This is a genomic window from Amycolatopsis sp. FU40, assembly GCF_021903635.1.
GTDB lineage: Bacteria > Actinomycetota > Actinomycetes > Mycobacteriales > Pseudonocardiaceae > Amycolatopsis > Amycolatopsis dendrobii.
Genome location: NZ_CP091381.1, coordinates 8642416 through 8666422, shown reverse-complemented (window position 1 = coordinate 8666422; position 24007 = coordinate 8642416). Strand labels below are relative to the sequence as shown.

General features: G+C 69.7%; 24 protein-coding genes. 13 read left to right on the top strand and 11 right to left on the bottom strand.

All coding sequences use genetic code 11. The features are described from left to right. The first annotated feature begins 253 nt into the window (after positions 1 to 253). From L3Q65_RS41100 to L3Q65_RS41085, 4 genes are read left to right on the top strand one after another with little or no spacing between them, the layout of a single operon-like run. A complete protein-coding gene (locus L3Q65_RS41100) occupies positions 254 to 2515 on the top strand; it encodes a sigma-70 family RNA polymerase sigma factor (RefSeq protein WP_182894446.1) in 2262 nt (753 codons plus the stop codon). Between the two features lie 10 nt (positions 2516 to 2525). Continuing rightward, positions 2526 to 3026 carry a GtrA family protein gene (locus L3Q65_RS41095; protein ID WP_182894447.1) on the top strand — a complete coding sequence of 167 codons (501 nt, stop codon included), beginning with the start codon at positions 2526 to 2528 and terminating at the stop codon, positions 3024 to 3026. A 37-nt stretch (positions 3027 to 3063) separates the two neighbouring features. After that, positions 3064 to 3588 carry a GtrA family protein gene (locus L3Q65_RS41090; protein ID WP_182894448.1) on the top strand — a complete coding sequence of 175 codons (525 nt, stop codon included), beginning with the start codon at positions 3064 to 3066 and terminating at the stop codon, positions 3586 to 3588. After that, on the top strand, positions 3585 to 4289 hold the full coding sequence (locus L3Q65_RS41085) for an HAD family hydrolase (protein ID WP_237598053.1): 705 nt from the start codon (positions 3585 to 3587) through the stop codon (positions 4287 to 4289). Before L3Q65_RS41090 ends, L3Q65_RS41085 begins: the two co-directional genes overlap by 4 nt. On the opposite strand, the gene L3Q65_RS41080 is transcribed toward L3Q65_RS41085, so the two are convergent. Further along, complete coding sequence (locus tag L3Q65_RS41080; protein ID WP_182894666.1) at positions 4213 to 5496, bottom strand: ATP-binding protein; 1284 nt, start codon at positions 5494 to 5496, stop codon at positions 4213 to 4215. The two genes, L3Q65_RS41085 and L3Q65_RS41080, sit on opposite strands and share 77 nt — an antisense overlap. Positions 5497 to 5508: 12 nt before the next feature. Further along, complete coding sequence (locus L3Q65_RS41075) at positions 5509 to 6210, bottom strand: response regulator transcription factor (RefSeq protein ID WP_009072764.1); 702 nt, start codon at positions 6208 to 6210, stop codon at positions 5509 to 5511. Between the two features lie 42 nt (positions 6211 to 6252). Between L3Q65_RS41075 and hisN the strand changes: the two genes are divergently transcribed. Then, a complete protein-coding gene (gene hisN, locus L3Q65_RS41070; RefSeq protein ID WP_182894450.1) occupies positions 6253 to 7044 on the top strand; it encodes a histidinol-phosphatase in 792 nt (263 codons plus the stop codon). Here the strand turns inward: hisN and L3Q65_RS41065 are convergent. From L3Q65_RS41065 to L3Q65_RS41040, 6 genes are all read right to left on the bottom strand, one after another. After that, positions 7038 to 7301, bottom strand: coding sequence for a hypothetical protein (locus L3Q65_RS41065; RefSeq protein ID WP_037816012.1), 264 nt, complete (start codon positions 7299 to 7301; stop codon positions 7038 to 7040). The two genes, hisN and L3Q65_RS41065, sit on opposite strands and share 7 nt — an antisense overlap. Continuing rightward, positions 7298 to 8098, bottom strand: coding sequence for a TNT domain-containing protein (locus L3Q65_RS41060; protein WP_237598052.1), 801 nt, complete (start codon positions 8096 to 8098; stop codon positions 7298 to 7300). The genes L3Q65_RS41065 and L3Q65_RS41060 overlap by 4 nt, the downstream gene beginning before the upstream one ends. Positions 8099 to 8180: 82 nt before the next feature. Further along, the gene (locus L3Q65_RS41055) at positions 8181 to 8759 is read right to left on the bottom strand and encodes a GNAT family N-acetyltransferase (RefSeq protein ID WP_182894452.1); all 579 of its coding nucleotides are present in this window, start codon (positions 8757 to 8759) and stop codon (positions 8181 to 8183) included. Next, positions 8749 to 9678, bottom strand: coding sequence for a hydroxymethylglutaryl-CoA lyase (locus tag L3Q65_RS41050; protein ID WP_182894453.1), 930 nt, complete (start codon positions 9676 to 9678; stop codon positions 8749 to 8751). The genes L3Q65_RS41055 and L3Q65_RS41050 overlap by 11 nt, the downstream gene beginning before the upstream one ends. A 1-nt stretch (position 9679) precedes the next feature. After that, entirely contained in the window at positions 9680 to 10255 is a 576-nt protein-coding gene (locus tag L3Q65_RS41045; RefSeq protein ID WP_182894454.1) for a PH domain-containing protein, read from the bottom strand. Between the two features lie 83 nt (positions 10256 to 10338). Next, entirely contained in the window at positions 10339 to 11148 is an 810-nt protein-coding gene (locus L3Q65_RS41040) for a biotin--[acetyl-CoA-carboxylase] ligase (protein WP_182894455.1), read from the bottom strand. An 80-nt stretch (positions 11149 to 11228) separates the two neighbouring features. On the opposite strand from L3Q65_RS41040, the gene L3Q65_RS41035 reads away from it, so the two are divergent. Together L3Q65_RS41035 and L3Q65_RS41030 are read left to right on the top strand one after the other, a co-directional pair. Beyond that, complete coding sequence (locus L3Q65_RS41035; protein WP_237598051.1) at positions 11229 to 12338, top strand: C40 family peptidase; 1110 nt, start codon at positions 11229 to 11231, stop codon at positions 12336 to 12338. A 135-nt stretch (positions 12339 to 12473) separates the two neighbouring features. Then, positions 12474 to 12986: a hypothetical protein gene (locus tag L3Q65_RS41030; RefSeq protein ID WP_237598050.1), complete on the top strand. Its 513-nt coding sequence runs from the start codon at positions 12474 to 12476 to the stop codon at positions 12984 to 12986. On the opposite strand, the gene L3Q65_RS41025 is transcribed toward L3Q65_RS41030, so the two are convergent. Continuing rightward, the gene (locus tag L3Q65_RS41025; protein ID WP_237598049.1) at positions 12946 to 15873 is read right to left on the bottom strand and encodes a BTAD domain-containing putative transcriptional regulator; all 2928 of its coding nucleotides are present in this window, start codon (positions 15871 to 15873) and stop codon (positions 12946 to 12948) included. The genes L3Q65_RS41030 and L3Q65_RS41025 overlap by 41 nt on opposite strands. Before the next feature lie 70 nt (positions 15874 to 15943). On the opposite strand from L3Q65_RS41025, the gene L3Q65_RS41020 reads away from it, so the two are divergent. From L3Q65_RS41020 to L3Q65_RS41010, 3 genes are all read left to right on the top strand, one after another. Continuing rightward, entirely contained in the window at positions 15944 to 16804 is an 861-nt protein-coding gene (locus tag L3Q65_RS41020) for an alpha/beta fold hydrolase (protein ID WP_182894459.1), read from the top strand. A 134-nt stretch (positions 16805 to 16938) separates the two neighbouring features. Next, a complete protein-coding gene (locus L3Q65_RS41015; protein WP_237598048.1) occupies positions 16939 to 17775 on the top strand; it encodes an alkaline phosphatase family protein in 837 nt (278 codons plus the stop codon). A gap of 111 nt (positions 17776 to 17886) precedes the next feature. After that, positions 17887 to 18714: an NBR1-Ig-like domain-containing protein gene (locus tag L3Q65_RS41010; protein ID WP_182894461.1), complete on the top strand. Its 828-nt coding sequence runs from the start codon at positions 17887 to 17889 to the stop codon at positions 18712 to 18714. A 125-nt stretch (positions 18715 to 18839) separates the two neighbouring features. Here L3Q65_RS41010 and L3Q65_RS41005 read toward each other — a convergent pair whose 3' ends face one another. Further along, on the bottom strand, positions 18840 to 19823 hold the full coding sequence (locus L3Q65_RS41005) for a GlxA family transcriptional regulator (protein WP_237598047.1): 984 nt from the start codon (positions 19821 to 19823) through the stop codon (positions 18840 to 18842). A 70-nt stretch (positions 19824 to 19893) separates the two neighbouring features. Here L3Q65_RS41005 and L3Q65_RS41000 point away from each other — a divergent pair, with 70 nt between their 5' ends. After that, on the top strand, positions 19894 to 20595 hold the full coding sequence (locus L3Q65_RS41000; RefSeq protein ID WP_182894463.1) for an NAD(P)H-dependent oxidoreductase: 702 nt from the start codon (positions 19894 to 19896) through the stop codon (positions 20593 to 20595). A 31-nt stretch (positions 20596 to 20626) separates the two neighbouring features. Continuing rightward, positions 20627 to 21505, top strand: coding sequence for an SRPBCC family protein (locus L3Q65_RS40995; RefSeq protein ID WP_237598046.1), 879 nt, complete (start codon positions 20627 to 20629; stop codon positions 21503 to 21505). A gap of 44 nt (positions 21506 to 21549) precedes the next feature. Here the strand turns inward: L3Q65_RS40995 and L3Q65_RS40990 are convergent, their stop codons facing one another. Then, positions 21550 to 22368: a GNAT family N-acetyltransferase gene (locus tag L3Q65_RS40990; RefSeq protein ID WP_237598045.1), complete on the bottom strand. Its 819-nt coding sequence runs from the start codon at positions 22366 to 22368 to the stop codon at positions 21550 to 21552. 83 nt (positions 22369 to 22451) lie between these two features. Between L3Q65_RS40990 and L3Q65_RS40985 the strand changes: the two genes are divergently transcribed. Next, entirely contained in the window at positions 22452 to 23996 is a 1545-nt protein-coding gene (locus L3Q65_RS40985) for a hypothetical protein (RefSeq protein ID WP_237598044.1), read from the top strand. The last annotated feature ends 11 nt before the right edge of the window (positions 23997 to 24007 follow it).

Below are 24007 nucleotides of genomic sequence, written 5' to 3'. Positions count from 1 at the left end.
ACCCCCAGCTCCTTCCGGTACCTGTCGATCTTGTTCCCCAATCACGGAGGGGACGCGGCGGAACTCCCCTCGTGACGCGTTTTCCCCGATCTTTTTCGCCTAATCCCCAGACGAGGAGGTGAACTTGCTGCGCCTACTGAGGTACGTGTCGGACCACGGCGTGACGAGTGTCGCCGCATCCGTCACACTTGGTGTGCGTTGTAGGGAGTAAAGCGCGTGGAGTCCGCCGCGCGCGCAGCATTAAAGGAGCCCCGTGTCCACCGTTCCCGCCGATCTCTCCGGTAAGAGTGACGCCGAGCTGATCGCAGAGGTGCGCGCGGGAAAGATCGCGTCCTACGGTCCGCTCTACGAGCGGCACAGCGGTGCCGCGCACAACCTCGCCCGCCAGCTCGCGCGGTCCAGCTCGGAGGCCGACGACCTCGTGTCGGAGGCGTTCTCGAAGGTTCTGGACACGCTGCGTGGCGGGAAGGGCCCGGACAGCGCCTTCCGTGCGTACTTGCTTACCGCGCTGCGTCACACCGCTTACGACAAGACGCGTCGTGACCGCCGGATCGACCTCAACGAGGACATGAGCGACGTCGGCGGTGCCGCCGGCGAGGCGCTCACCGTGCCGTTCTCCGACACCGCCGTCGCGGGCCTTGAGCGCACGATGGCCGCGAAGGCGTTCGCGCGGCTTCCGGAACGCTGGCAGGCAGTCCTGTGGCACACCGAAATCGAGCAGCAGAGCCCGGCTGAGGTCGCGCCGCTGCTCGGGTTGACCGCGAACGGCGTGTCCGCGCTCGCGTACCGCGCCCGGGAAGGGCTGCGCCAGGCGTATCTGCAGGTCCACCTCCAGGAAACCGGTGCGGACCGCTGCCGCGCGACGGCCGAGCGGCTCGGTGCCTGGACGCGCGACGGACTCTCCAAACGCGAGCGCTCGCAGGTGGAGAACCACCTCGACGAATGCGACAAGTGCCGGGTGCTGGCGGCCGAACTGGCCGACGTCAACGGCAGCCTGCGCGCGATCATCGCCCCGATCGTCCTGGGCGGCGCCGCTCTCGGCTACCTGGCGACGATCGGCGCGGCCAAGGCGAGCGCGGCTACCGCCGGTGCCGCCGCGGTCGGTGCCGGAGCCGCCGCGGCAGGCGGGGCCAAGGCGGGTGCGGCGGCAGCCGCGTCCGCGCCGCGGCAGTTCGCCGGGGTCGCCATGTCCGGGGCCGCGATGGTGGCCGCTGTCGCGGTCGCATTGGCCGCTGGCGGCGGGACACAGACCATTCCTGCTGCTCAGCAGGCACCCGCACCGCCGCCGGCTGCTGCGCCGGCACCTGCGCCGAAGCCTGCTCCCCCAGCTCCGCCGGCCGCGCCGCCCGCTCCCCCGGCCCCGCCGCCCGCGCAGCCCGCGCCTCCGGCTGTGCCGCCGCCCGCGGCACCCCCGGCCGCCCCGCCGGCGCAGCCGCCGGCCCAGAACCCGCCTGCCGCGCCGCCGCAGCTGTCCGCGTCCCTGCCGCCGAGCGGGGTCGAACTCCAGCCTGGCGGCGGGCCGGTCGCGCTGCCGATCACCGTGCGCAACAACGGCGGTTCCGTGTCCGATCCGGTCCAGGCGACGCTGAACCTGCCGCCGGGAGTCCGGGCCGTTCAGGCGAACGGCGGCGGCGCGGTCGGCTCGTACTCCAGTGAGGCGGCCGCGCAGTCCGGGCCGATGCAGGTCGCGTGTCCAGGCGGCACGGGCACGGTCACGTGCAAGACCGGCAGCGGATTGCAGCCTGGCCAGTCGGCGGTGCTGATGTTCCGGCTGCAGGCGGACGAGAACGCGAAGGGCGGCGAGGTGACCGGTTCGGTCACTGCGGGTGCTTCGGTCAAGGTCGACGTCAACGTCCAGGTGAAGGTCAATCCTCCGAAGGATGCTCTGTCGCTGTCCGCCAAGGCGATCGGAGCGACATGGCGGCTGAAGCCGCTCATCGACGCTGACGTGCAGAACACCGGAGAGAGCACGAAGCCGGTGACCATCACCTTTGACCATCAGGTCGAGGGGCAAGTCAGCTTCAAGCAGTTCAAGTGCACGTCCAGCGACGCGAGCACGAGCTGCACCAGCGCCAAACCGCTGGCTCCCGGCGAGCGGGCGTCGCTGTGGGTGATGGTGGACCGCCAGCCGTTCGAGGGCCCGCTCACCGTCACGGTCAACGCCTCGCTCGGCAGCGCCTCGGCGAAACCGGTCTCGGTGGATCTCGGCTGCTGGTGGAACATGTGCCACGATCCGACGATCGGACCGCTGTCGTCCACGTCGGTGCCGCTGCCGCCGACGTCGTCGACCTCGAAGAGCCACGCGCCGAATTCGACGAAGCACCCGAAGCCGACGCCGCCCTCCACGCCGTCCACTGACGAAGAGACGCCGGATCCGACGTCGAGCAGCCCGGCCGCCACCACGAGCGCGCCGCCGAACCCCGGTTCGGACAGCAAGCCCGGCAAACCCGATAACCACGACAAACGCCCGCCGTCAGTCGAACCCCGGGGGTTCTTCGGCTGGTTCACGGAGTAGCGTCCGCTAGGTGCGCGAATTGCTGGCGAAGCACCGTGAATTGGTCCGTTTCGCCCTGGTCGGCGGCACGAGCTTCGTCATCACGCTGACGATCACGTACGTCCTGAAGTTCACCGTGCTGCGGACGCATCCGGTCACGGCGCTGATCGTCGGTGTGCTGATCGCCACGATCTTCTCCTACGTCGCGAACCGCGAATGGGCGTTCCGCACTCGCGGCGGGCGGGAACGCGCCCACGAGGCCGCGCTGTTCTTCCTGATCAGCGGGGTCGCGTTGGGGCTGAACGCGTTGCCGCAGTGGATTTCGCGCTACGTGCTGCAACTGCAGGTGCCGCACGTGAGCCTGGTCGGGCAGGAGACGGCCGACTTCGTCAGCGGGATGCTCCTCGGCACTCTGCTCGGGACGTTGTTCCGCTGGTGGGCGTTCAAAAAGTGGGTGTTCCCCACGGAGGGCGCCCGGACGGAACCCGCACGGAACGACAATCCGGATATTCCGGACCGTAAGGCCGCCTGAGACCTGCCGTGACCTCGAATTCTCTAGACTGCGATACGTGACCGTCGTCGAAACCGTGCTCGCCCGCACGCCCGAGCCGTTGCGCTCCGTGCTCGTGAGGCACCGGGAGCTGCTGAAGTTCGCGATCGTGGGCGGCACGACCTTCCTGGTCGACAACGGCGTCTGGTACCTGCTGAAGCTCAGCGTGCTGGAGTCGAAACCGACCACGGCGAAGGCGATCGCGATCATCGTCGCGACGATCGTGTCGTACGTGCTCAACCGCGAATGGTCGTTCCGCACCCGCGGCGGCCGCGAACGCGCCCACGAGGCGACGCTGTTCTTCCTGATCAGCGGAGTCGCGGTGGTCGTGAACCTGATTCCGCTGCTGATCTCGCGCTACTGGCTGCACCTGGAAGTGCCGCACGTGTCGCGGTTCGTGCAGGAGGTCGCGGACTTCGCGAGCGGATCGATCATCGGCATGCTGCTGGCGATGGTGTTCCGGTTCTGGGGCTTCAAGAAGTGGGTGTTCCCCGATGAGCTCGGGGAACGGCGGAAGGACGGGGTCACCCGGCTTCCCCGGTGACCCGGCTGGCGCTGTTCGACCTCGATGACACGCTGACCGATCTCAGCGGGGCGTTTTCCCGCTGGGCGGCGGAATTCGCTGCGGACTACCGGCTTCCCGAGGACGCGGCCGCCTGGCTGATCTCGGCGCGACGCGGTGGACCAATGGACCGGTTCTTCGCGCAGGTCCGGCAGAAGTTCGAGTTGGTTGAGCCTGTTGAACAACTGTGGGCGAGTTACCGCGCGAGGATTCCGCAGCTAGTGCGGCTCTATCCCGGCGCGCTGCACGATCTCGGCGCCCTTCGTGCCGCTGGATGGCGAATCGGCATTGTCACCAACGGGATGCCCGACAACCAGCTGGCGAAACTCCGCCGCACCGGTCTCGTCAATGCGGTCGACGGTTACTGCGTTTCCGCCGCCGTCGGCCTGCGCAAACCCGATCCGCGCATCTTCCGTCTCGCCGCGCGAAATTGCGGAACCACGCTGTCCCCCGACGATTGGATCATCGGCGACAGCCCCGGCCTCGACATCGCGGGCGGACACAACGCCGGATCGCGCACGCTTTGGATCAGCCACGACCGCATGTGGCCACAAGGTCAACCGCCGCATCGCACTGCGGCAAATCTGCGGGAAGCCGTTCAGATCCTCAGCGAGGAACCGGCTCCGCAGGCCACCGCAATTCCCCCACCTCATCCGGCCGAGGCACCTTCAGAAACAGGCTGAAAATCGCCGGACGCTTATTCGACAGTTCCAACCGCCCGCCGTCCGCCTCGACCAGTGCTCGGGCGAGAGCCAACCCGACCCCGGTCGAACCCCCGCCAGAAAAACCGCGTTCGAAAATGTGCGGCGCGATTTCATCCGGCACCCCGGACCCGGTATCCGCGACCTCGATCACCACGGTCCCCTCGGCATCGCCGCGGCGAGCGGACAGCGTGACGGTCCCCGCGCCGTGGCGGAGGGCGTTGTCCAGCAGCACTCCGATCACCTCGCGCAGCCGCGCCGGGGTCACGCGCACCATCAGGCCGTCCGCGACCTTCAGCCGCAAGTTCCGGCCCTCGACCCGCAGCAGCTGACGCCATTCCTCCGCGACAGCGGGCAGCGTCACCGGCAGATCGACCGGCTCGGCGTCTACCTCACGGGCAGCGCGGGCGGCGGCCAACAGCTCGTCCAGGGCCTGCGCGAGGCGGTCCGCTTGCTCCTGCGCGGCTCGGGACTCCTCGACGACGTCCGGGTCTTCATGGCCGGTCAGCGGCTCCAGCCGGAGCTGCAGCGCGGTCAACCGGCTGCGCAGCTGGTGCGAGACGTCCCCCACCAGCTGCCGTTCCCGCTGCACGAGCTGTGCCAAGGCGGACCCCGACGTGTCCAGGGCTTCCGCGACCATGTCCAGTTCGGCCACGCGGTAGCGGCTGGGATCGGGGCGGAAATCGCCGCCGCCCAGGCGGGAGGCGCGGTCTGCGACGTGCCGGAGCGGTTTCGCCAGGCGGCGCGCGGTCACGGTCGCCACCACGGTCCCGGTGCCGACCGACAGGACCACCAGCAGCACGACCAGCAGCGTCACCTGCGTCTGCTTCGTGCGCACCGGACCGCTGGGGATCGCCAGCATCACGGTGCCGCTGCGTGCGGTCGGGACCGATTCGACCACGGGGTCCGGGCCGGGGTTCGCGCCGAGGTGTTTTTCGCTGAAGCCCTCGGCGCGCACGATCAGCATGCCGCCCTCGGGAACGCCGACGCGAAACTGCTCCAGGTCGATCTCCTGGCCGTTCGCGACCTGCGTGTCGACCGTCGCGGCGATGTTGCGCGCCCGTTCGGCCAGGCTTTCCCGGTTGAGGTTCTCCACCAGCCGCCACGCGGTGACGCCGAGCGGGATGCCCAGAACGGCCGCGGTGACCAGCACGGCGAGGAGGATCGCCAGCAGGATCCGGCGGCGCATGCTCATCGGCGGCTACTCGACATTGAACCGGAACCCGACGCCGCGCACGGTCGCGATGCGCCGTTCGGCGTCGGAGTGCGCCGGCTTCGCCTGCCTGCCCGCCGCCTCGTCGGCGGCGACCGCGAGTTTGCGGCGCAGCCAGGACATGTGCATGTCGAGCGTCTTCGACGTCTTGGACTCGAGGTCGTTCCACACCTCGGCGAGGATCTCGTCGCGGCTGACGACCTGCCCGGCCCGGCTCATCAGCACGCGCAGCAGCTCGAACTCCTTGTTCGCCAGCTGTACCTCGTGCGAGTCCACAGTGACCAGTCGCGCGCCGAGGTCCATCCGGACGCCGCCCGCTTCGAGCACCTCCGGCACCCGGCGGCGCAGCAGCGCGCGGATCCGCGCGAGCAGTTCGGCGAGCCGGAACGGCTTGGCCACGTAATCGTCCGCGCCCGCGTCGAGGCCGACGACGAAATCGACCTCGTCGGTGCGCGCGGTGAGCATCAGCACCGGCAGTTCGGTGCCGCTCGCGCGCAGTCTGCGGCACACTTCCAGCCCGTCCATCCCGGGCAGCCCGAGATCGAGCACGAGCAGGTCGACCCGGTGCGCGGCGGTCGCGGCGAGCACCGCCGGGCCGTCGGTGACGACCTCGATCTCGTACCCCTCCCGGTGCAGCGCGCGGGACAGCGGCTCGGCGATGGCCGGATCGTCTTCGGCAAGTAGGACCATGCTCACCTGGCCAACCTTACGGCGAACGGGCGTGAAACCATCGTGACCGTGCCTGCCTACTCGGATGACCTCGTTCTCGCCACCCGGCTGGCGGACGCCGCCGACGCGCTGACCACTGCCCGTTTCCGTGCGCTCGACCTCGCGGTGTCCGCGAAACCGGACCGCACGCCGGTGACCGACGCCGACACGGCCGTCGAGGACGCGATCCGCGAAATCCTCGCCGCGCAGCGGCCCGGCGACACGGTCGCGGGCGAGGAACGCGGCGGTTCGGCGGGCAGCGAGGGCCGGGCGTGGGTGATCGACCCGATCGACGGGACCAAGAACTTCCTCCGCGGCGTCCCGGTGTGGGCGACGCTGATCGCACTCGTCGAGGACGGCACGCCGGTGGTCGGCATGATCAGCGCGCCGTTGCTGGGCCGGCGCTGGTGGGCGGCTCGCGGCGAGGGCGCGCACTTGCGCGACGCGGCCGGCGAACGGCGCATGTCGGTGTCGAAGGTGGCGACGCTCGGCGACGCCTATCTGTCCACGACGGACTTGAACAGCTGGACCGAATACCACTCCCGCGAGAAGTACCTCGCGCTCACCGAGGCGTGCTGGGAGTCCCGCGCGTTCGGCGATTTCTGGAGCCACTGCCTCGTCGCCGAGGGCGCGATGGACGTCGCCGCCGAGTGCATCGTGAACCCGTGGGACGTCGCGGCCGCGCAGGTGATCGTCACCGAGGCGGGCGGCCGGTTCACCGATCTTTCCGGTGCCGAGACCTACGAGGGCGGCTCAGCACTGTCCACGAACGGCCTCCTGCACGACGAGGCGCTGGCGGTCCTGCGCCGTCAGTGAGCGCCGGGCAGCACGCCGACCGCGCCGCGCGCCACCTGTGACCAGGTCAGCCTGCCGAAGAGGTAGTGGCAGGCGACCTGTTCGGAGGTGAACGCGGCCCAGTCGTAGCGGTTGCCCTGCTCGCGCCAGAACACTTCCCAGCCGCCGTCGGCGGTCGGCAGCAGGCACCACGTGTTGTCCGCTTCCCTGCCGATCGACACGACTTCCCCGGGCACTCCGATGACGTCCAGCCATTTGCGAATCGACTGGGTGTTCATCGTGCCTCCCGCGTGACGTCGACCAGGAATCCCAGCGTGACCAGTTCGTCCGCGGAGAGCACCGCACGGTAGCGGATCCCGCCGCCCGGCCCGTCGAACCACTCCGCCGACGTGGCTTGCCACACCGGCATCGGCTTCAGCACGCGGTAACGGCGGTAGCCGGAACGCAGCGCGGCGGGCGGCAACGCGCGTTCCGCGAACGGCGTGCCGTCCGGTGCGAACACCCGGCCGTGGTCGCTGCCGAAGCGGTCCAGCACCGTGTTTTCCGGCAGTACCACCGGATTCGGCTCTTCGACGCCGCCTTCCGCGGGCGGCCACACGTACTCGGCGCCGGCTACGAACCGGCGCTCCCACTCGGGACCTTCCGGCGGCACATAGCCTTCGACGACCGACTCGGGCGGCTCCGGATCCACCGGCGGCGCGGGCGAACGACGGAAACCCTGCTTGACGTACCCGAGCACCGCGGTGTCGTCGAGCAATGCCGATTCCGGATGGTCGAACAGCGGACGCCGGGCGACCCCGTCCGAGGGCAGCGGCAACTGCCGGTCCGGACGGTCCGCCGCCACCGGCAAATGCCCGAGCGGGAACATGTGGACCGCGAACAGCGCCAGCACGCTTTCCCGGTCCGTGCGCGGAGAACCGACCGGCGGACGGCTGTGCGCGGGCAGCACGCCGGTGCCCGAAGGCGGGGTGGGCACCTCGTCGAAGCCGCGGTGCAGCAGCCCGCCGTATTGGGCGGGCACGCGCACCGGGCCGGTGGCGACGTCGGTGTCTGCCGGTTCGGGCTGGTCGGACACTGGCACCCTCTTCTCGGTCGTGCCGGCACCGGATCGGACGCTCGCCCGTACCGGAAGGTTCCGGGCGAGCGGGAAACCCACCTTATCGGGCGATCGCGATGCGCCGACGCACCAACGCGCGGGCCGTGCCGCGCTTCTCGACCACCTCGAACCCCGCGTCGGTGAACATGCCGGTGCTGCCGTGATAGAGGTCCGACGAGGTCGACCGGGGCCCGATCTCGACCGGGTACCCCTCGACGCTTTCCGCGCCCTGTTCGGCGGCGTAGTCCACGGCGGCCCGCAGCAACGCCGTCGCCAGCCCGCGCCGACGGCCGCGGCGGTGGATGTAGAAGCAGGTCACCGACCAGACCGCACCGGGTTCGTCCGACGCCATCACGCGCGAGGTGGCCAGCCGCGGATTGTCCTTCCGCGGCGACACGGCCACCCAGCCCAGCGGTTCACCGTCGACAATGCCCAAGAGCCCCAACGATTTCCCGTCCTGAGCCTCGCCTCGGACATGCTCCTTGCGGCCGTCGCGACCGGCGGCCTTGTAGTCCGGGCCGCTGAGCCGGAAGAACGAACACCAGCAGCCGCCCTGCACCCCGCCGGGGCCGAAGAGCTGCTCGAACAACGGCCACGTCTCCGCGCTGAGCGGGACGAACTCGGGAGTGCTATCCGGCAAGCGCGTTCACAACCCGCGACGGCGACGGACGGCCCAGCTGCCCGGCCATCCACACGCTGGTCTCCACCAGCTTGCCGAGATCGACCCCGTGCTCCACGCCGAGCCCCTCCAGCAGCCAGACCAGATCCTCGGTCGCCAGGTTGCCGGTCGCCGACTCGGCGTACGGGCAGCCGCCGAGCCCGCCTGCCGAGGAGTCCACAGTGGACACCCCGGCGCGGAGCGCGGCCTCGGTGTTGGCCAGCGCCTGGCCGTAGGTGTCGTGGAAGTGCACGGCCAGGGCCGACGTGTCGCCGAACGCCTCGATCAGCCGGGTGACCTGGTTCGTGGTGGCGACGCCGATGGTGTCGCCGAGCGAGAGCTGCGAGCAGCCGAAGTCGAGCAGCCGCTTGCCCGCCCGCACGACCTGCTCCACGTCGACCACGCCCTCCCACGGGTCGCCGAAGCACATCGACAGGTAGCCGCGGACCTCCAGGCCCTCCTTGCGGGCCCGCGTGACGACCGGTTCGAACATGCCGAACTGGTCGTCGAAGGTCGAGTTCAGATTGCGCTGGGCGAAGGTCTCGGTGGCGCTGGCGAAGATCGCGATGTGGTCGACACCCGCTTCGAGCGCGCGGTTGAGGCCGCGGTCGTTCGGGACCAGCACCGGGTAGCGGACGCCGTCGTGGCGGTCGAGCCCGGCGAGCAGTTGTTCGGCGTCGGCGAGCTGCGGGACCCACTTCGGATGCACGAAGCTGGTCGCCTCGAGGGTGGTGAGCCCGGAGCCGGCGAGCCGGTCCAGGAATTCGAGCTTGACCTCGACCGGCACGACCGAGCTCTCGTTCTGCAGCCCGTCGCGCGCCCCGACCTCCCAGATCTCGACCCGCGGCGGCAACCCGCCCGCGGGGACCCGTTCCGGCAGGCCGACCTCTCGAGCACCCACGTCAGCGTCTCCTTCCGCGCGGTTCCCGGCCGCGCGGGGGCAGAGGTTCGGTGTCCTGCGGACCGGGCGCGCCGTGGTAGTCGTCGTAGGGATTGTCGTTGACTTCGCGGTAAATGACCGTATGCACGTGCTCGACGTGGGGAATGTCATCGAAGCGCAGCGGCTCGTCCGAGGCCGACTCGATGATGAGCGTGCCGCAGCCGAAGATCCGGTCGAGCAGGCCGTGCTCGAACTGCACGCTGTTGATCCGCGACAGCGGGATGTCGATGCCGGTGCGCTTGAGCACGCCTTCGCGCGCGATCAGCCGGTCGGTGGTCACGATGAAGTGCGTCGTGCGCCAGCGGACCAGCGGCGCGAGGAACAGCCATACCACGAAGATCAGCGCCACCGCGGCGACCGCGATCATCGTGATGTTGTTCCACGGCCCAGCGAAGTCCTTGGCGACCACGAGCAGCCACACCGCCGCCCCGACGGTGATCACGAACGCCAGGAACGGGAAGATCAGCATCTTGAAATGCGGGTGGCTGTGCACCACCACGCGTTCGTTCTGGCTGAGCAAATCGTCCGGATAGGCCACGGCGGGCGCTCCCCTGCGAATGTGTGCCGATGTGGTGGATCCACCGTACCGGCGCTGGCCTCGCGCGGGCGCGCCCGTTCCGGTCAAGCGGGGCGGACGTGCACCACATCACCGGCGAAAACCGTCAGCCGCCGCCCGTCGGGGACGTCGACCTGCAACTGGCCGGACGCGTCGAGGTCCGCGGCGCGGCCGGTGAGCGTCGACCCGTCCGGCAGCTGCACCTGGACGTCCTGGCCGAGCGTCGCGCAGCGGGCGCGGTAGTCGCCGAGCAGACCGGCCTCGGTGAGGTCGCCGCCCGCCGTCCGCCAGCGGCGTTCGAGGTCGTCGAGCCTGGTCAGCAGGCCGAGCGCGACCTCGGTGCGGTCGGTGGTCGTCGCGCCCTGCTCGGCGAGCGAGGTCGCGGGCAGCCCGCCCGGGCCGGCCGGGACGTCGTCGCCCAGAGGCAGGACGTTCAGTCCGATGCCGAGCACCACGGCCGCGTTGCCGGTGCCGACGGCCTCGGCGAGGATGCCCGCGCACTTGGCCCGCTCGGGCCCGGCGAGCACGTCGTTAGGCCATTTGAGGGCGGCGTCGACGCCCAAATCGGTGGCGAGCGCGTGCACTGCGAGACCGGCGACCACAGACAGTGAGCCGAGCGCGGAGAACGGCACGCCCGCCGGGCGCAGCGCGATGCTCAGGTACAGCCCGGCGCCCTTCGGCGAACTCCACGACCGAGCCCGTCGTCCTACCCCGGCCGTCTGGTGTTCGGCCAGCAAAACGGTCCGGTCCTCCGCGCCCGCGACAAGGGCTTCCCGCAGGTCAGCGTTGGTGGAACCGGTCGTCTCCACGACGTCGAGGCGGGTGTAGCGGCCGCCGAGTCCGTCCCGCAGCCGCGCCGCGTCGAGTTCAGCCATGTGCCCACAATATGAGAGTCCCCCTAACGTGCAAGCCGTTCGCTCGTTACCCAGAGGTGCGCTCTTCTAGATTGGACGCCGTGACGCCGGAGACCCCCACCGCCGACGCGCCGCCGAAGCCCACTTGGGCTCGCGGCGCGCTGTATCGCGGACTCGTGGCGTTGCCGCTGGTCGCCGGCCTCGCCACCGCGGGCTGGCTGGTTGCCGGACGCGACCAGCCCGCTCCTGTTCCGGCGCAGGCCGCGCTCACCGCGCCGGCACCCGCGCAGACGGTCAGCGGTCCGTCGGTGCTGCAGGCGAGCGCGCCGGTGCAAGCGCAGGAACCGGCACAGGGCGCGGCTGGCGGAGGCGGCGGTCCGGCCCCGCTGCAGAAGTGGGCGGATTCGCTCGCCGGACCGCTGGACATCCCGGCCCCCGCGTTGCTCGGGTACGCCAACGGCGAGCTGACCATGCGCAAGGAGCGCCCGGACTGCCACCTGTCGTGGGTCACGCTGGCGGGCCTCGGCGTCGCCGGCAACAACCACGGCCGTGGCGACGGCGAGCCGATGGGGCTCTCGACGCAGCAGTGGAAGAAGTACGGCGCACAGATCCCCGGCATCGCGAACCCCGCGCTGTCCGACCCGTCGGCCGCGTCCGTCGCCGCGGGACGCGCGTTGTGCGCGAGCGGTGTCGACCTGTCCGCGGGCAATGGCTGGTGGAAGGCGGTCGCCGGTTACGAGAACGGCAGCGGCATGGAGCTGTTCCGGCAGCGAGTGCTCGGCTACGCCCAGCTGTACGCGACGCTTTCGCTGGACCCGGCGAAGGCGAACGCGCCTTCCGTGCACGCCACGCGATTCGCGCTCGGACAACTCGGCCTGCCGTACGTGTGGGGCGGCAACGGCCCGGACGCGGGCGCGGCGGGATTCGACTGCTCTGGTCTCACCAAGGCGTCTTACGACAGCGCCGGGGTCTCCCTGCCGCGCACGGCGGACAGCCAGTTCCGCTCGGTGCCGCCGGTTCCGGGCGGGCAGGAACCGCAGCTGGGCGACCTCGTCTTCTACGGCAGCCCGGCGACGCGCATCCACCACGTGGGGCTGTACCTGGGGAACGGGCTGATGATCAACGCGCCGACCGAGGGACAGGCGATTCAGATCCACACGTTCCACCGGCCCGGGGACGACTACGCCGGTGCGGGGCATCCGGCGAACTGACCGCCGGATTCGGCGGAGATCCGTATCCAAGATTCCCGTTTTCGCACGCCGCACCCGTCTGTCGCTTATGCTCCGGAGCATTCTTCCTGACGGGAAAGGCACGCCATGTCCGCTCGCATCCTCCCCTTTCTTGCCGTGGGCGCTGCCCTCCTGATCAGCAGTTGCTCCGGCGAAAGCGGCGGCACCGCCTCTCCCGCGCCCTCGACCGCGCCCGCGTCCTCCTCGGCCGCAACGCAGCCGTCGCCGTCGCCGTCGCCGTCCACCTCCGCGGCACCGTCGTCCTCAGCTGCGGCGGAGTCGGAATCGACTGGCGGGGACGCGGTCGAGCGGTATGAGGCCTTCATGCACGCGGCAGGCAGGCAGGATCTCGCGACGGTGTGCGAGATCGCCGGTCCGGCCGCCAAGAAGGCGGAGGACGAGGGCATGGGACCGTGCGAGAAGACGATGCCGATGGCGTTCCAGCTGATCTCCCCGGCGCAGAAGAAGGCACTCCAGACGGCCACGGTGGACCGGTCCAAGATCAAGGAAGGGGCCAAGCGGGTCGAGATTCCGGCGCGCGCGGTGAAGGCGTCCGTCAAGTTCACCGACAGCGACCTCGGCGACGCGGTTATGGAGAATCGCGGCGGCACATGGTACGTAGTCGACTGACCCACTGCGCCGCACCGGCCCGGCGGGCTACTTCGGCAGCCTTGCGGTAGTGCTCGCCGGGCGGCAATCCCAACCGGACAGCGAGTTCGCCCAGGTAATAGGCGACCGGGCCGAGGGTCACCATGCCGGAACCGGCACCGGCCAGTTCGTTCTCCGCGGGGGCCAAGCGCGCGTATAACTCGCGTGCGTCTCCGGTCGATGCGGTGAGGCAAGCGCGCAGTTCCAGGAACAGGTCCGGCCGATCCGGCGGCAGCGTGAAGTCCACTGTGGATTCCAGACCGTGTTGGACGTAAAGGCAATGCCTGGCCAGCGGAAGCAGGCCACGGTCCACTCCGGACATTCCGCTGCCGGGCAACCGGGCCGCGGCGCCGCGGTAGGCGGCTTCCGCGGCAGCGACCGGACCGGTGACGGCCAGGCGGAGCGCGCGGTACCACTCGGTGAACACGCTGACGAGCGGGAGGTCGTACTGCTCCCCCAGCCGATCCGCCGCGGCCGCGTGGGTGTCGGCGGCCACGAAGTCGGCTAGCGCGGAACGAGCCTGCATCAGTATCAGGTGACCGAGCACTTCGAAGGTCACCAGACGGTGCCGAGCAGCCAGTTCGACCAGTTCCTCGCCGATCCGGGCGCGTTCTGGAGCCAGACCAGCGCGGGTGAAGGTCTGCGTCCAGCGTGCGTTCAACGCCAACGCCAGCAACGCCGGATCCTCGGCGGACCGCGCCAGTTTCTCCGCTTCGACAGCGGCGTCGTGGGCGCATTGACCGCCTTCGTTGCGCAGTTCCAACGCGACGGTCGCCAGCAGCCGGGCGCGGACGAGCGGATCGGTGGTGTGCACGCGTTCGGCGGCGCCGGCGATGCGGCGGGCCAGCGCGGGGTCGTCGTTTTCAGTCCAGATTCCCGGCACGTCGAAGGCAGTCAAAACCCGGATGGTCAAAGCGGAATCGTCGCCAGCCAGGTCCAACGCCTCGGCGCGGTAGCGGCGTGCGGCGGCGAGTGAGCCGGTGAACGCGGATGTCCGGGCGAGGCCCATCAGCAATTCCACCGTACGCGGGCCTTGCGCCAAAGCCGCTTGCCAGAGCCGAAGTGCTTCGTGCGGCGCGAAATCTCGTTCGGCGCGTTCTGCGGCTGCTTGCGCGTAGGCAGTGCCACGGTCGTCTCCGGCGAGCAGGAAATGTTGGGCCAGTAAGGAAATCTCGGACGGTCGGCGGCTTGCCAAAGCCTCGCCGACTTCGCGGTGCAGCTGTGCGCGTCGAGCGAGCGAAAGATCGTTATAGACAGCATCACGGACGAGCGCATGCGCGAACCGGAACGCGCGCGGTCCGCTTTCGCAGAGAAACCCTGCCTGCACAGCAGTTTCCAGTTCGTCGAGGACATCGCCGAGCAGGCCGAGGTCGACGTCCGCGCCGATCACCGCAGCCTTGCCGAGCACCGCGCGCACGTGGTCGGGCAACGCGGCGATCCGGTTCCGGACAACGTCGCGCACTCCGTCCGGCAGGTCGCCTTCGGCATCCAGCGCGCGGGCGAGTTCCTTGACGAAGAACGGGTTTCCGCCAGATCGCCGGTGAATCACCGCGGCGGACTCGGGACCCACCAATTCGGCCACCGCCTCGACCGAAAGCCCGCCCAGATACAGCCGGACCGGGTCGGCGCGCGCGAGTCTGCCCAACGCCGCGGTCAGTTCCGCGGAGACTTCGGTGGTCCGATACGTCGCGATCAACAGCACCGGAGCCGCGGTCATCGACGTCAACAGCGCCAGGGTTTCCTCGCCCGCCCACTGCACATCGTCCAGCACGAGCAGCAGCGGACCCCGGCGAGCCACCTCCGCGATCCGCGCGGTCACCGCCTGATGCCACTCGAAGCGCGCCACCGCTGGATCGCCGTCCGCAGAGCGCGGCGGGACCGGTTCGCCGAGCGCGGCGAGGATCCGCGTCCAGGGCCAGGCGGGCGGCACCCCGGCACCGTCCGGATTCACGCCCCACGCCGTGGTCCAGCCCAGCCGCGCGGCGAATTCCTCGACCAGCGCCGTCTTGCCCGCGCCTGCCTCGCCGGACACCAGCACGAGCCGGAATCGCTTGCGGTCAGCCACTTCCGCGGCGACCTCAGCGAGCCGGGCCAGCTCCGGATCTCGCCCGGCGAGCCGCCCGGGTACGGACGGCGCCAACTGCGGAGCCTGCGCCAGGATGTCCTGCTCCACCTGCCGCAACGCCGGACCAGGGTCAACTCCAAGCTCCGCCGCCAGCCCGGCCCGCGCCCGGCGCAAAGCGGCAAGCGCGTCACCCTGACGTCCAGCGCGGTACAGCGCGAGCGCCAGCAATCGCCACGCCTCCTCGCGCAGCGGATGAGCGTCCACAAGGGACTCCAGATCCGGCACGGCTTCGGCAGCCCGGCCGAGATCCAGCAAACCAGCTGCCCGACGCTCCAGCGCGAGCAACCGCAGTTCGTCCAGTCGCGACCGTTCGGCACGCGCCCACGGCTCGTCGGCGAACTCCGCGTACGGCTCGCCCCGCCACCAACCGAGCGCCTCGTCCAACTGCGCGACCGACGGTGTACCGCGCAGCAATGCCTCGAACCGCCACGCGTCGACCTGCTCAGGTTCAGCACGCAGCGCATACCCCGGTCCAGCGGTGACCAGCAGCTTCGCGGGCGTCCGCGGCGGACGGTCCGGTTCGAGCGAACGCCGTAACGCGCCGACGAACGTCTGCACCGCACCGACCGCGCCCGCCCGAGGCTCGGCCCACAACGCGTCGACCAGCGCGTCCGTCGACACCACCTGCCCGCGGGCGACAAGCAGGCGCGCGAGCATCGCACGATGCCGCGGCCCGGGCAACGCCACCGGCCCGCGCGCGTCATAGGCCGCCAACGGGCCCAGCACCGAGAACGAGATGGTCATCAGTTCCGTACTGTAATCAGCTCGCTCGTTGCTGATCGGTTGCTGATCGGCCCGGCGCACGCTGGGTCGCATGAACTTCGATTACCAGCGGGTGCCCGTCGCCGACGGCGTGTCCCTCAACGTGGCGGTCGCGGGCTCCGGCTCGCCGGTCGTCCTTCTGCACGGCTTCCCGCAGACCCATCTGATGTGGCGCCACGTCGCCGCCGACCTCGCCGCCGACCACACCGTGCTGTGCCCTGACCTGCGCGGATACGGCGACAGCGACAAGCCGGCCGACGAGGGCGAGACCTACTCGAAGCGCACCATGGCCGCCGACGTCGTCGCCCTCGCGCGCGCCTTCGGCCACGAGAAGTTCGCGCTCGCCGGACATGACCGCGGCGCGCTCGTCGCGATCCGGGCCGGCCTCGACCACCCGGGCCACGTGTCCCACCTGGCCATCCTCGACGTGCTGCCGACGCTGGACATGTGGGACGTGCTACACGGCGTCACCGCGTCCGTCGCCTTCCACCTCTACCTGATGGCGCAGCCGCCCGGTCTGCCCGAGCAGCTGATCAGCGGCGCGCCGGACGCGTTCTTCAGCTACTTCCTCGACCAGTGGGGCGCGGACCCGGAGTCCATTCCGGCCGACATCCGCGCCCGGTACCTCGAAGCGAGCCGGAACGCCGTCCCATCGATCGTCGCCGACTACCGCGCTTCCGCGGGCATCGACATCGAACACGACCGCGCCGACCGCGCCGCGGGCAATCAGCTGAAGATGCCGGCCACGGTGATTCAGCAGGATTGGGGTGTCGCACTGGGCTACGACGCCGCCGCGCTCTGGCGCGCGTGGGCACCGGACCTTGTGCACGAAACCGTACACAGTGGACATTTCATGGCCGAGACTTCCCCTGCCAGCGTTACGAAATCGCTGCGGGACCTGCTCGCGCGCTGACCCGCCGAAAGTCGTGCCCCGGACGAGTGGTCGCCAGTTATTCACCCACCGATCGCTCTCCGGGACACCTTCGCCGTGGCACGGTCTATGCCGCTCCCACCTGAGCGCGTTTCCCGACCGATCTTGGAGGACCTGTGTTCGGCAAGCGGATCGTGGCCGCCGTCGCGACGGCAATTCTCGGTGCGGCGACCGCCGCCCAACCCGCCTCAGCAGCGGCGTCCGTGCCCACCTTCGACCACGTCGTGCTCGTGATGTTCGAGAACGAATCGTCGACGTCGATCGACTCGACAACCGCGCCCTATTTCGCGTCACTCGCCGCGCAAGGCGCGAACTTCACCGACTCGCACGCCCTGACGCACCCAAGCCAGCCGAACTACGTCGCACTGTTCTCGGGCGACACCCAGGGCGTCACCGACGACACCTGCCCGCAAAACCTCGGCGCAGTGGACAACCTCGGTTCGCAGCTCGCCGGCGCGGGGAAAACCTTCACCGGCTACTCGGAGTCCATGCCGTCCGACGGCTACACCGGCTGCTCGTCCGGCGAGTACCGGCGCAAGCACAACAGCTGGGTCGACTTCTCGAACGTGCCCGCGTCGAGCAACCTGCGCTATTCCCGGTTCCCGACGGATTACTCGCAGCTGCCCAGCGTCGCGTTCGTGACCCCGAACATGTGCAACGACATGCACGACTGCTCGGTCGGCACCGGCGACACCTGGCTGAAGAACAACCTCGACGGCTACGCACAGTGGGCCAAGACGCACAACAGCCTGCTGATCGTGACGTTCGACGAGGACGAAGGCACCTCGACGAACCAGATCTACACGTCGTTCACCGGCGCGCACGTGAAGCAGGGGGACTACGCGGAGACGATCAACCACTACACCGTCCTGCGCACCATGGAGGCCGCCAACGGTCTCCCCGGCCTCGGCAACGCGGCGAACGAGACGCCGATCACCGACGCCTGGCAGTGACGCGCACCGGTCGCGACCGCCACGCCGCGGCCGCGGCCGGGGTGCGCCCAGCTGTGCCGAACTGGAATGTCAGACTGGTCCGACCAGCGGATCTGACAACCAGGGAGAGCAATGGGCGACGGGCAATCTGCCGCCGAGGTGCTCTCCGCGGAACTGGCCGCACTGCGCGCGCGGGCCGGGAATCCGTCGTTCCGCAAGATGGCCGACCGCTCCGGGCGGATCTCGCACACCACGCTGCACGAGGCGGTCCGCGGCACCCGGTTCCCGTCGTGGGACACCACGCGCGAGTTCGTCCGGGCCTGCGACGCGGACGAACAGCAGTGGCGGCGACGCTGGGAAGAGCTGAAGGGCGTCCCTCCGGAACCCGCCGTGCCCGTCGTCGATGCGGCCGAGGCCGCCATCGTCAATACGGCGGCGGAACCGGTGCTGATCAGCGCGGAACCGGACGTCCCGGACAAGCCCCGGCGCCGTCGTAAGTACGCACTGGCCGCGGTCGCGTCCGTCGTCGTGCTGGTCGCCGCGGTCGGCGCGATCGTGGTGCCGAAGCTGAAGAGCGGCAGCCTGGTCGACGTCGGCGCGCGCGTTCCCGGCGACAACTCCCTGTTCGTCGGCGACGTGACCGTGCCCGACGGCACAGTGCTCCACGTCGGCGAGACCGTCCAGAAGGTATGGGAGCTGCAGAACACCGGCTCGGTGGCCTGGCACCAGCGCTACCTCCAGCGGATGGACCTGCCGCCGAGCCCGGGAACGTGTCGCACCCCGGACCGGGTGCTGATCGGCGACACCCCGCCGGGCGATCACGTGATGGTGAGCGTTCCGCTGACCGCCTCGCCCGCGCCGGGGCGCTGCTGGATCGGCTGGAAGATGGTCGACGCGAACGGCGCGGAGTTCTTCTCCACGCGCCGTCCGGTGTACGTACTGGTGACGGTCGTCTCCTGACCCGTGTCAGATTCTGTAAGACCTGGTCACCGGGGTACCGAACACCCTGGTCCGCTGGCAAGGATGAGTCCCGCTGGGGGTCGGTCCGTGGCAGCTGCGGTCAGCGCTGCCACGGACCGCCGCGTTCAGGCCGGACGCCGGAAGGTGGTCCGGTAGGCGCTCGGCGACACCCCGAGCGCGGCTTGCAGGTGCTGGCGCAGCGACGCCGCCGTCCCGAATCCGCACGCCTCGGCGACCCGGTCGACCGGCAGCTCCGACTCCTCCAGCAACTGCCGCGCACGCTCCACTCGCTGCTGGGTCAGCCACTGCAACGCCGACATCCCGACCTCGTCCCGGAACCGGCGAGTGAACGTCCGCGTGCTCATCGACTCGCGCACCGCCAGGTCGCGCAGCGTGATCGGCTGGTCGAGATGTTCCAGCGCCCACGCCCGCGCAGCCGCGGTGGACGACGACCGCGGTTCCGGCACCGGGCGGCGGATGAACTGAGCCTGCCCGCCCTCGCGATGCGGTGAGACGACCGTGCCGCGAGCGACCTCGTTGGCGACCGCCGCGCCGAAATCGCGCCGGATCATGTGCAGGCAGAGGTCGATGCCGGACGCGACGCCCGCCGAGGTGAAGACGTTGCCGTCCTCGGTGTAGAGCACGTCCGGGTCGAGTTGCACGCGCGGGTATTCGAGCTGGAACTCGCACGCCGAACGCCAGTGCGTGGTCGCGCGGCGGCCGTCGAGCAGGCCCATCGCGGCGAGCACGTACGCGCCGGTGCAGATCGAGGCGATCCGGCTGTCCGGGCACACCAGGCTCATCGCGTGCTTGAGCTGCGGGGTCAGCTGCCGTCCGGTGGGCTCGTACTCGAGCGACGACGCGGGCACGATCACCGTGTCGGCCTCGGCTACTGCCTCCGGGCCCTGCGCGACCGGGATGGCGAAGTCCGAATCAGTGCGGATGTCGCCGGGCTCCGGCGTGCAGGTGACGACCTCGTACAACCGCTCCCCATCAGCGGATTTGGCCTGGCCGAACAGCCGGTGGACGATGCCGAGCTCCATCACGAGCATGCCGTGCCGCACCAGCACCGCGACCTTGTGCCGCTCCGGATGACGAAAAACAGCCATGGCCCGATTCTTGCACAAGGTGGCCATCGGGCCACTGTTTTGGCCGTTTCGCCGGTTGCACCCTGGCCTCATGAACGTCTTGTGGATCTACGCCCACCCCGACCCCGCCTCGCTCAACGGCGCGCTTCGCGACGAGGGCGTCTCGACGCTGCGCGATCTCGGCCACGACGTGCGCGAATCCGATCTCTACGCGATGCACTGGAACCCGGTCGTCGACGAGATCGCGACTGTGCCCGAGGACGTCCGGATCGAGCACGAAAAACTCGGCTGGGCGGACACTGTCGTCGTCCAGTTCCCGCTCTGGTGGGCGGACACCCCGGCCATCCTGAAGGGCTGGTTCGACCGCGTTTTCGTGCAGGGATTCGGCTACGACTACCGCGACGAAACCGGCCACACCCTGCGCTACGGCAACGGCGTCCTGGCAGGCAAACGCGCGATGGTCATCGTCACCGCCGGCGCGCACGAGGACAGCCTCGGCCCGCGCGGCGCGCACGGTTCGCTGGACGATCTGCTGTTCAACGTCCAGCACGCCACGCTCTTCTACACCGGCATGACGGTTCTGCCGCCGCTCAAGGTGACCGGCACGAACCGGATGACACTGGAGAAGTACGACTGCGTCGTCGAGCGGCTGCGCAAACGTTTGCACTCCCTGGAAACGACCGATCCGCTGCCGTACCGCACCCAGGACGGCGGCGACTACGACCGGCGGCTCGTCCTGCTTCCCGAGGTCGCCCCAGGTCAGACCGGGTACGGCGTGCATCTGACGGCTTGACCCGTATATACCTCCATGGTTATATACGGGCATGGCGATCCTGCGAACCACTCCTGCCGGGCGACCGAGCGTCACCCTCGAACGGACCTTGGCCCATCCGCCGGAGAAGGTGTGGCGCGCGGTCACCTCGCCGGAAGAACTGGCGCACTGGTTCCCCGCCGCGGTCACGCTGCCGGACGCCCCCGCGCCGGGCGGGAAAATCACGTTCACCTTCACCGAAACCGGGGACGTCAGCGAGGGCGAGATCGTCGGCTACCAGCCGCCGGAGGTCTTCGAGTTCACCTGGAACTCGGACCTGATCCGGATCGAGGTGTCCGCCGAGGGCACGGGCAGCAAGCTCGCCTTCACGCACGTCTTCAACCGCGGCGAACCGGACATCGCCTTGCTCGGCGCGGGACGGCACGTCACCGGCTGGGTCGCCTGCCTGGATTCCCTCGAAGCCACGCTGGACGGCCGGACGCCGGAGCTGCCGACCGACTGGCACGCGCGGATGGTGCGCTACGTCGAGGAATTCGGCCTGGAAAACGGCGAAGTCCTGGACGACGGGACGATCCGCTTCCGCCGCGACCTGGTCTGGCCGCCTGCCGAGGATGTCTGGAATCGGTTGCCGCAGCCGGAAGACGGGGCGGAGGTGCTGGAGTCGCGATCGCCGGAAGTGCTCGCCTACACCTGGCTGCACGACGGGAAACCGGCCGGGCGCGTGCAGTGGGAAGTGACCGCGGATCCGCTGGACGGCGTGCGGGTGGAGCTGACGCAGACCGTTCCGGCGGAGCTTGCCGATCAGCTGCCGGACTTGCTGACCGCACGGCATGAGCAGCTGAACGCGTTGTTCGCCGGGACGTTCAAGGTGGAGCTGGAGCCGTGGGGCGAGGAGCGGCGGGCAGCGGTTCGGCGGCGGTACAGCTCGTGAGTGTCTATGCCGGTTCTAACCGGGATTAGCACTCACGACACCCCCTACCCCAGCGCAGTGTTGTACGGCGAAAACCGCACCTCCGCAGGTCCCGGCAATGCTTTCCCTCCCAGCACCAGCCGCGGCGCCGGACCGTGCACCGCCAGCCCGCGCGCCTCGCACCACGCCGACAGCTCCGGAAAGCGGTGGTCGACCGCGAGCCGGAGATCGCCGGACGTGGTGCGAGCGATGCCGCGGATCAGCGCACGGGCCTGGTCCTCGTCCGCCGCCACCACCGGACCGATCACCAGCACCCCGGCTTGCGCGGTGCCGAGCGCGTAACCGTCGTCGGTCACGTGGACGTGCTCGGCCTCGAACAGCATGCGGTTCAACAACTCCCGCCGCGCGAAGCCTTGCGACGCACTGTCCAATTCGTACACTCGCGCCACGTCCGCCGGACCGATCGGCCGCGACGCCGGGCCGCCGTCGTCAGTGAACCGGCCGCGATGGTCGTTGCAGCCGCCGTCGAACTCGAAGCCCATCGATTCGTACAGCGGACGCGCGTTTTCCGTGGTGTGCAAGGACACCACCGCGTCACCGGCCTCGCCGAGCGCCTCCGCCATCACCCGACGGCCGAGCCCCTGCCGCGCGAACCGTTCCGCCACGACGACCATCGACACCGACGCGGTCGGCCCGGTCCGGGTCAGCACCGCCGCCGCGGCGAGACCGCCGTCCGGGGCGTCGATGCCGAATCCGCGGCCGACCTCCAGCAGCATCGCCCATTTCCGATCCTCGCGCGGCCACCCGCGATCGGTTCCGAGGTCGAGGCAAGCGGACAGATCGGCGGGCCCGAGCGAGCGGACCGAGGCGTCGGCGAGCAGCACGCTGCCCACCCTAGGCCCGAGAACGCCGCCGATGGCCAGGCCGACGCCGAAAATTCAACTGACGCCCGGCATAGGCTTTGCTGGTGACCGACTCCGAAGTGCTGACCGTCCAGCAGGTTCTCGGCGACGGCCGGTTCGCCGAAGTCGGCGAGATGCGGCTGACCGAAACCGATCCCAGCGGAACTTACGTGGCCGTCGGGGGTTCGCCGGGATCTCCGCAGTGGGCCGGGCACAGCGTGATGAGTTTGTCCGAACCGACCGCCTGGAACCGCGTCGGCGTCTACCGTGCCGACACGCTCGAATGCGTTCACCTCGTGAGCCTGCATTGGCCGGTCAATGCGCTGGCGTTCCACCCGGAGCTGCCAATCCTGGCCATCGGCTCCGGGTCCTACGACGGCGGTTACTTCTATGAGGGCGAGCTGACCATCCTCGACCTCGAATCCGGCCGCGCGACCTCTTTGCTGCACGACCGTCGTGAGGTCACCGAACTTCGCTGGCGGAATCACCACACTCTCGAAGCGAAAATTTCGGTGCTCAACGAGGACGACGAGGAAGACCTCGGGTCCCCCACCATGGCCGCCACGATCACCGTGCCGGACTGGCGAGCTGTGAAGGCGCGTTCGCTGCGGGTCGACGGCCCCGCGACGACACCGGGCGTAACACCAGTCTCGCGGGAAAGGACCCGGCGGCAGGTATGGGCGGTCGCCGCACTGAGCGACGGACGGATTCTCGCCAGTCTCGAGCACGTCGCCGCGGAGTGCTGGTCGGCCGACGGCGAACGCGAATGGTCCGTGCCCGCCTCGGGCGTCGGCTGCCAGCTCTTCGTCGACCGAGAGGAGGACACCGCCGTCCTCGCCACCTGGTCTGGCTGGAACGAATCCACCTCGATCGTCGAACGCGTCCGGCTGGCCGATGGGCAGGTCGAACCGCTCCGGACCTTCGACCATCCTGTTGTGCTCACCACCGACGCGACCGGACAGCTCGCGATCCGTCCCCATTCCGGCCCCACCGAGGTGCTGTCCCCGGAAAGCCGCTTCGACCTCGGCGACTACGACCTGTTCAACCATTTCTTCGACATCCGCCGAGCCCCGGCGCTGGTGTTCCTGCAAGGCATGGGCCCGCGAGCGCATGAAGACAAATGGGTCGTCGCCTTCGATCCGGCACGGCGGCGAACCGAGCGTTTGTTCCCGCTGGAATGGGACGCCGCCCAAGGCAGGCACCTCTTCGGCGGCCCCGGCGTGTTCGTCGACGGCGCGCTCGTCCACGCCACCGCGATCCACCACGGAGCAGGGCTCCTGCCTGGCAACTCCTGCGTCGTCCGCCGCTCGTACCCGGACGGAAAAGCCAGCTGGGTGCACCACGCCGACCACCAGGTCACCGCGATGGACACCATCGGGTACACCGTCTACGTCGCGTACAACTCCGGCGAGATCATCGCCCTCGACGCCACGGACGGCCACGAACTCGGACGGCAACACCTGCAGGTCAACGGCCACTCCGTCGTCCCGCTTTCGCTCAGAGCGGCTGGCCCGGATCGGCTCGTCATCGGCGCGCTCGACGGCCGCGTGCTGGTCTGCGAAACAGCAAGGAGAGAGTCCTACGCCACACGCGCGGCAACCGCGCAGTAGCTAAGCTCCGC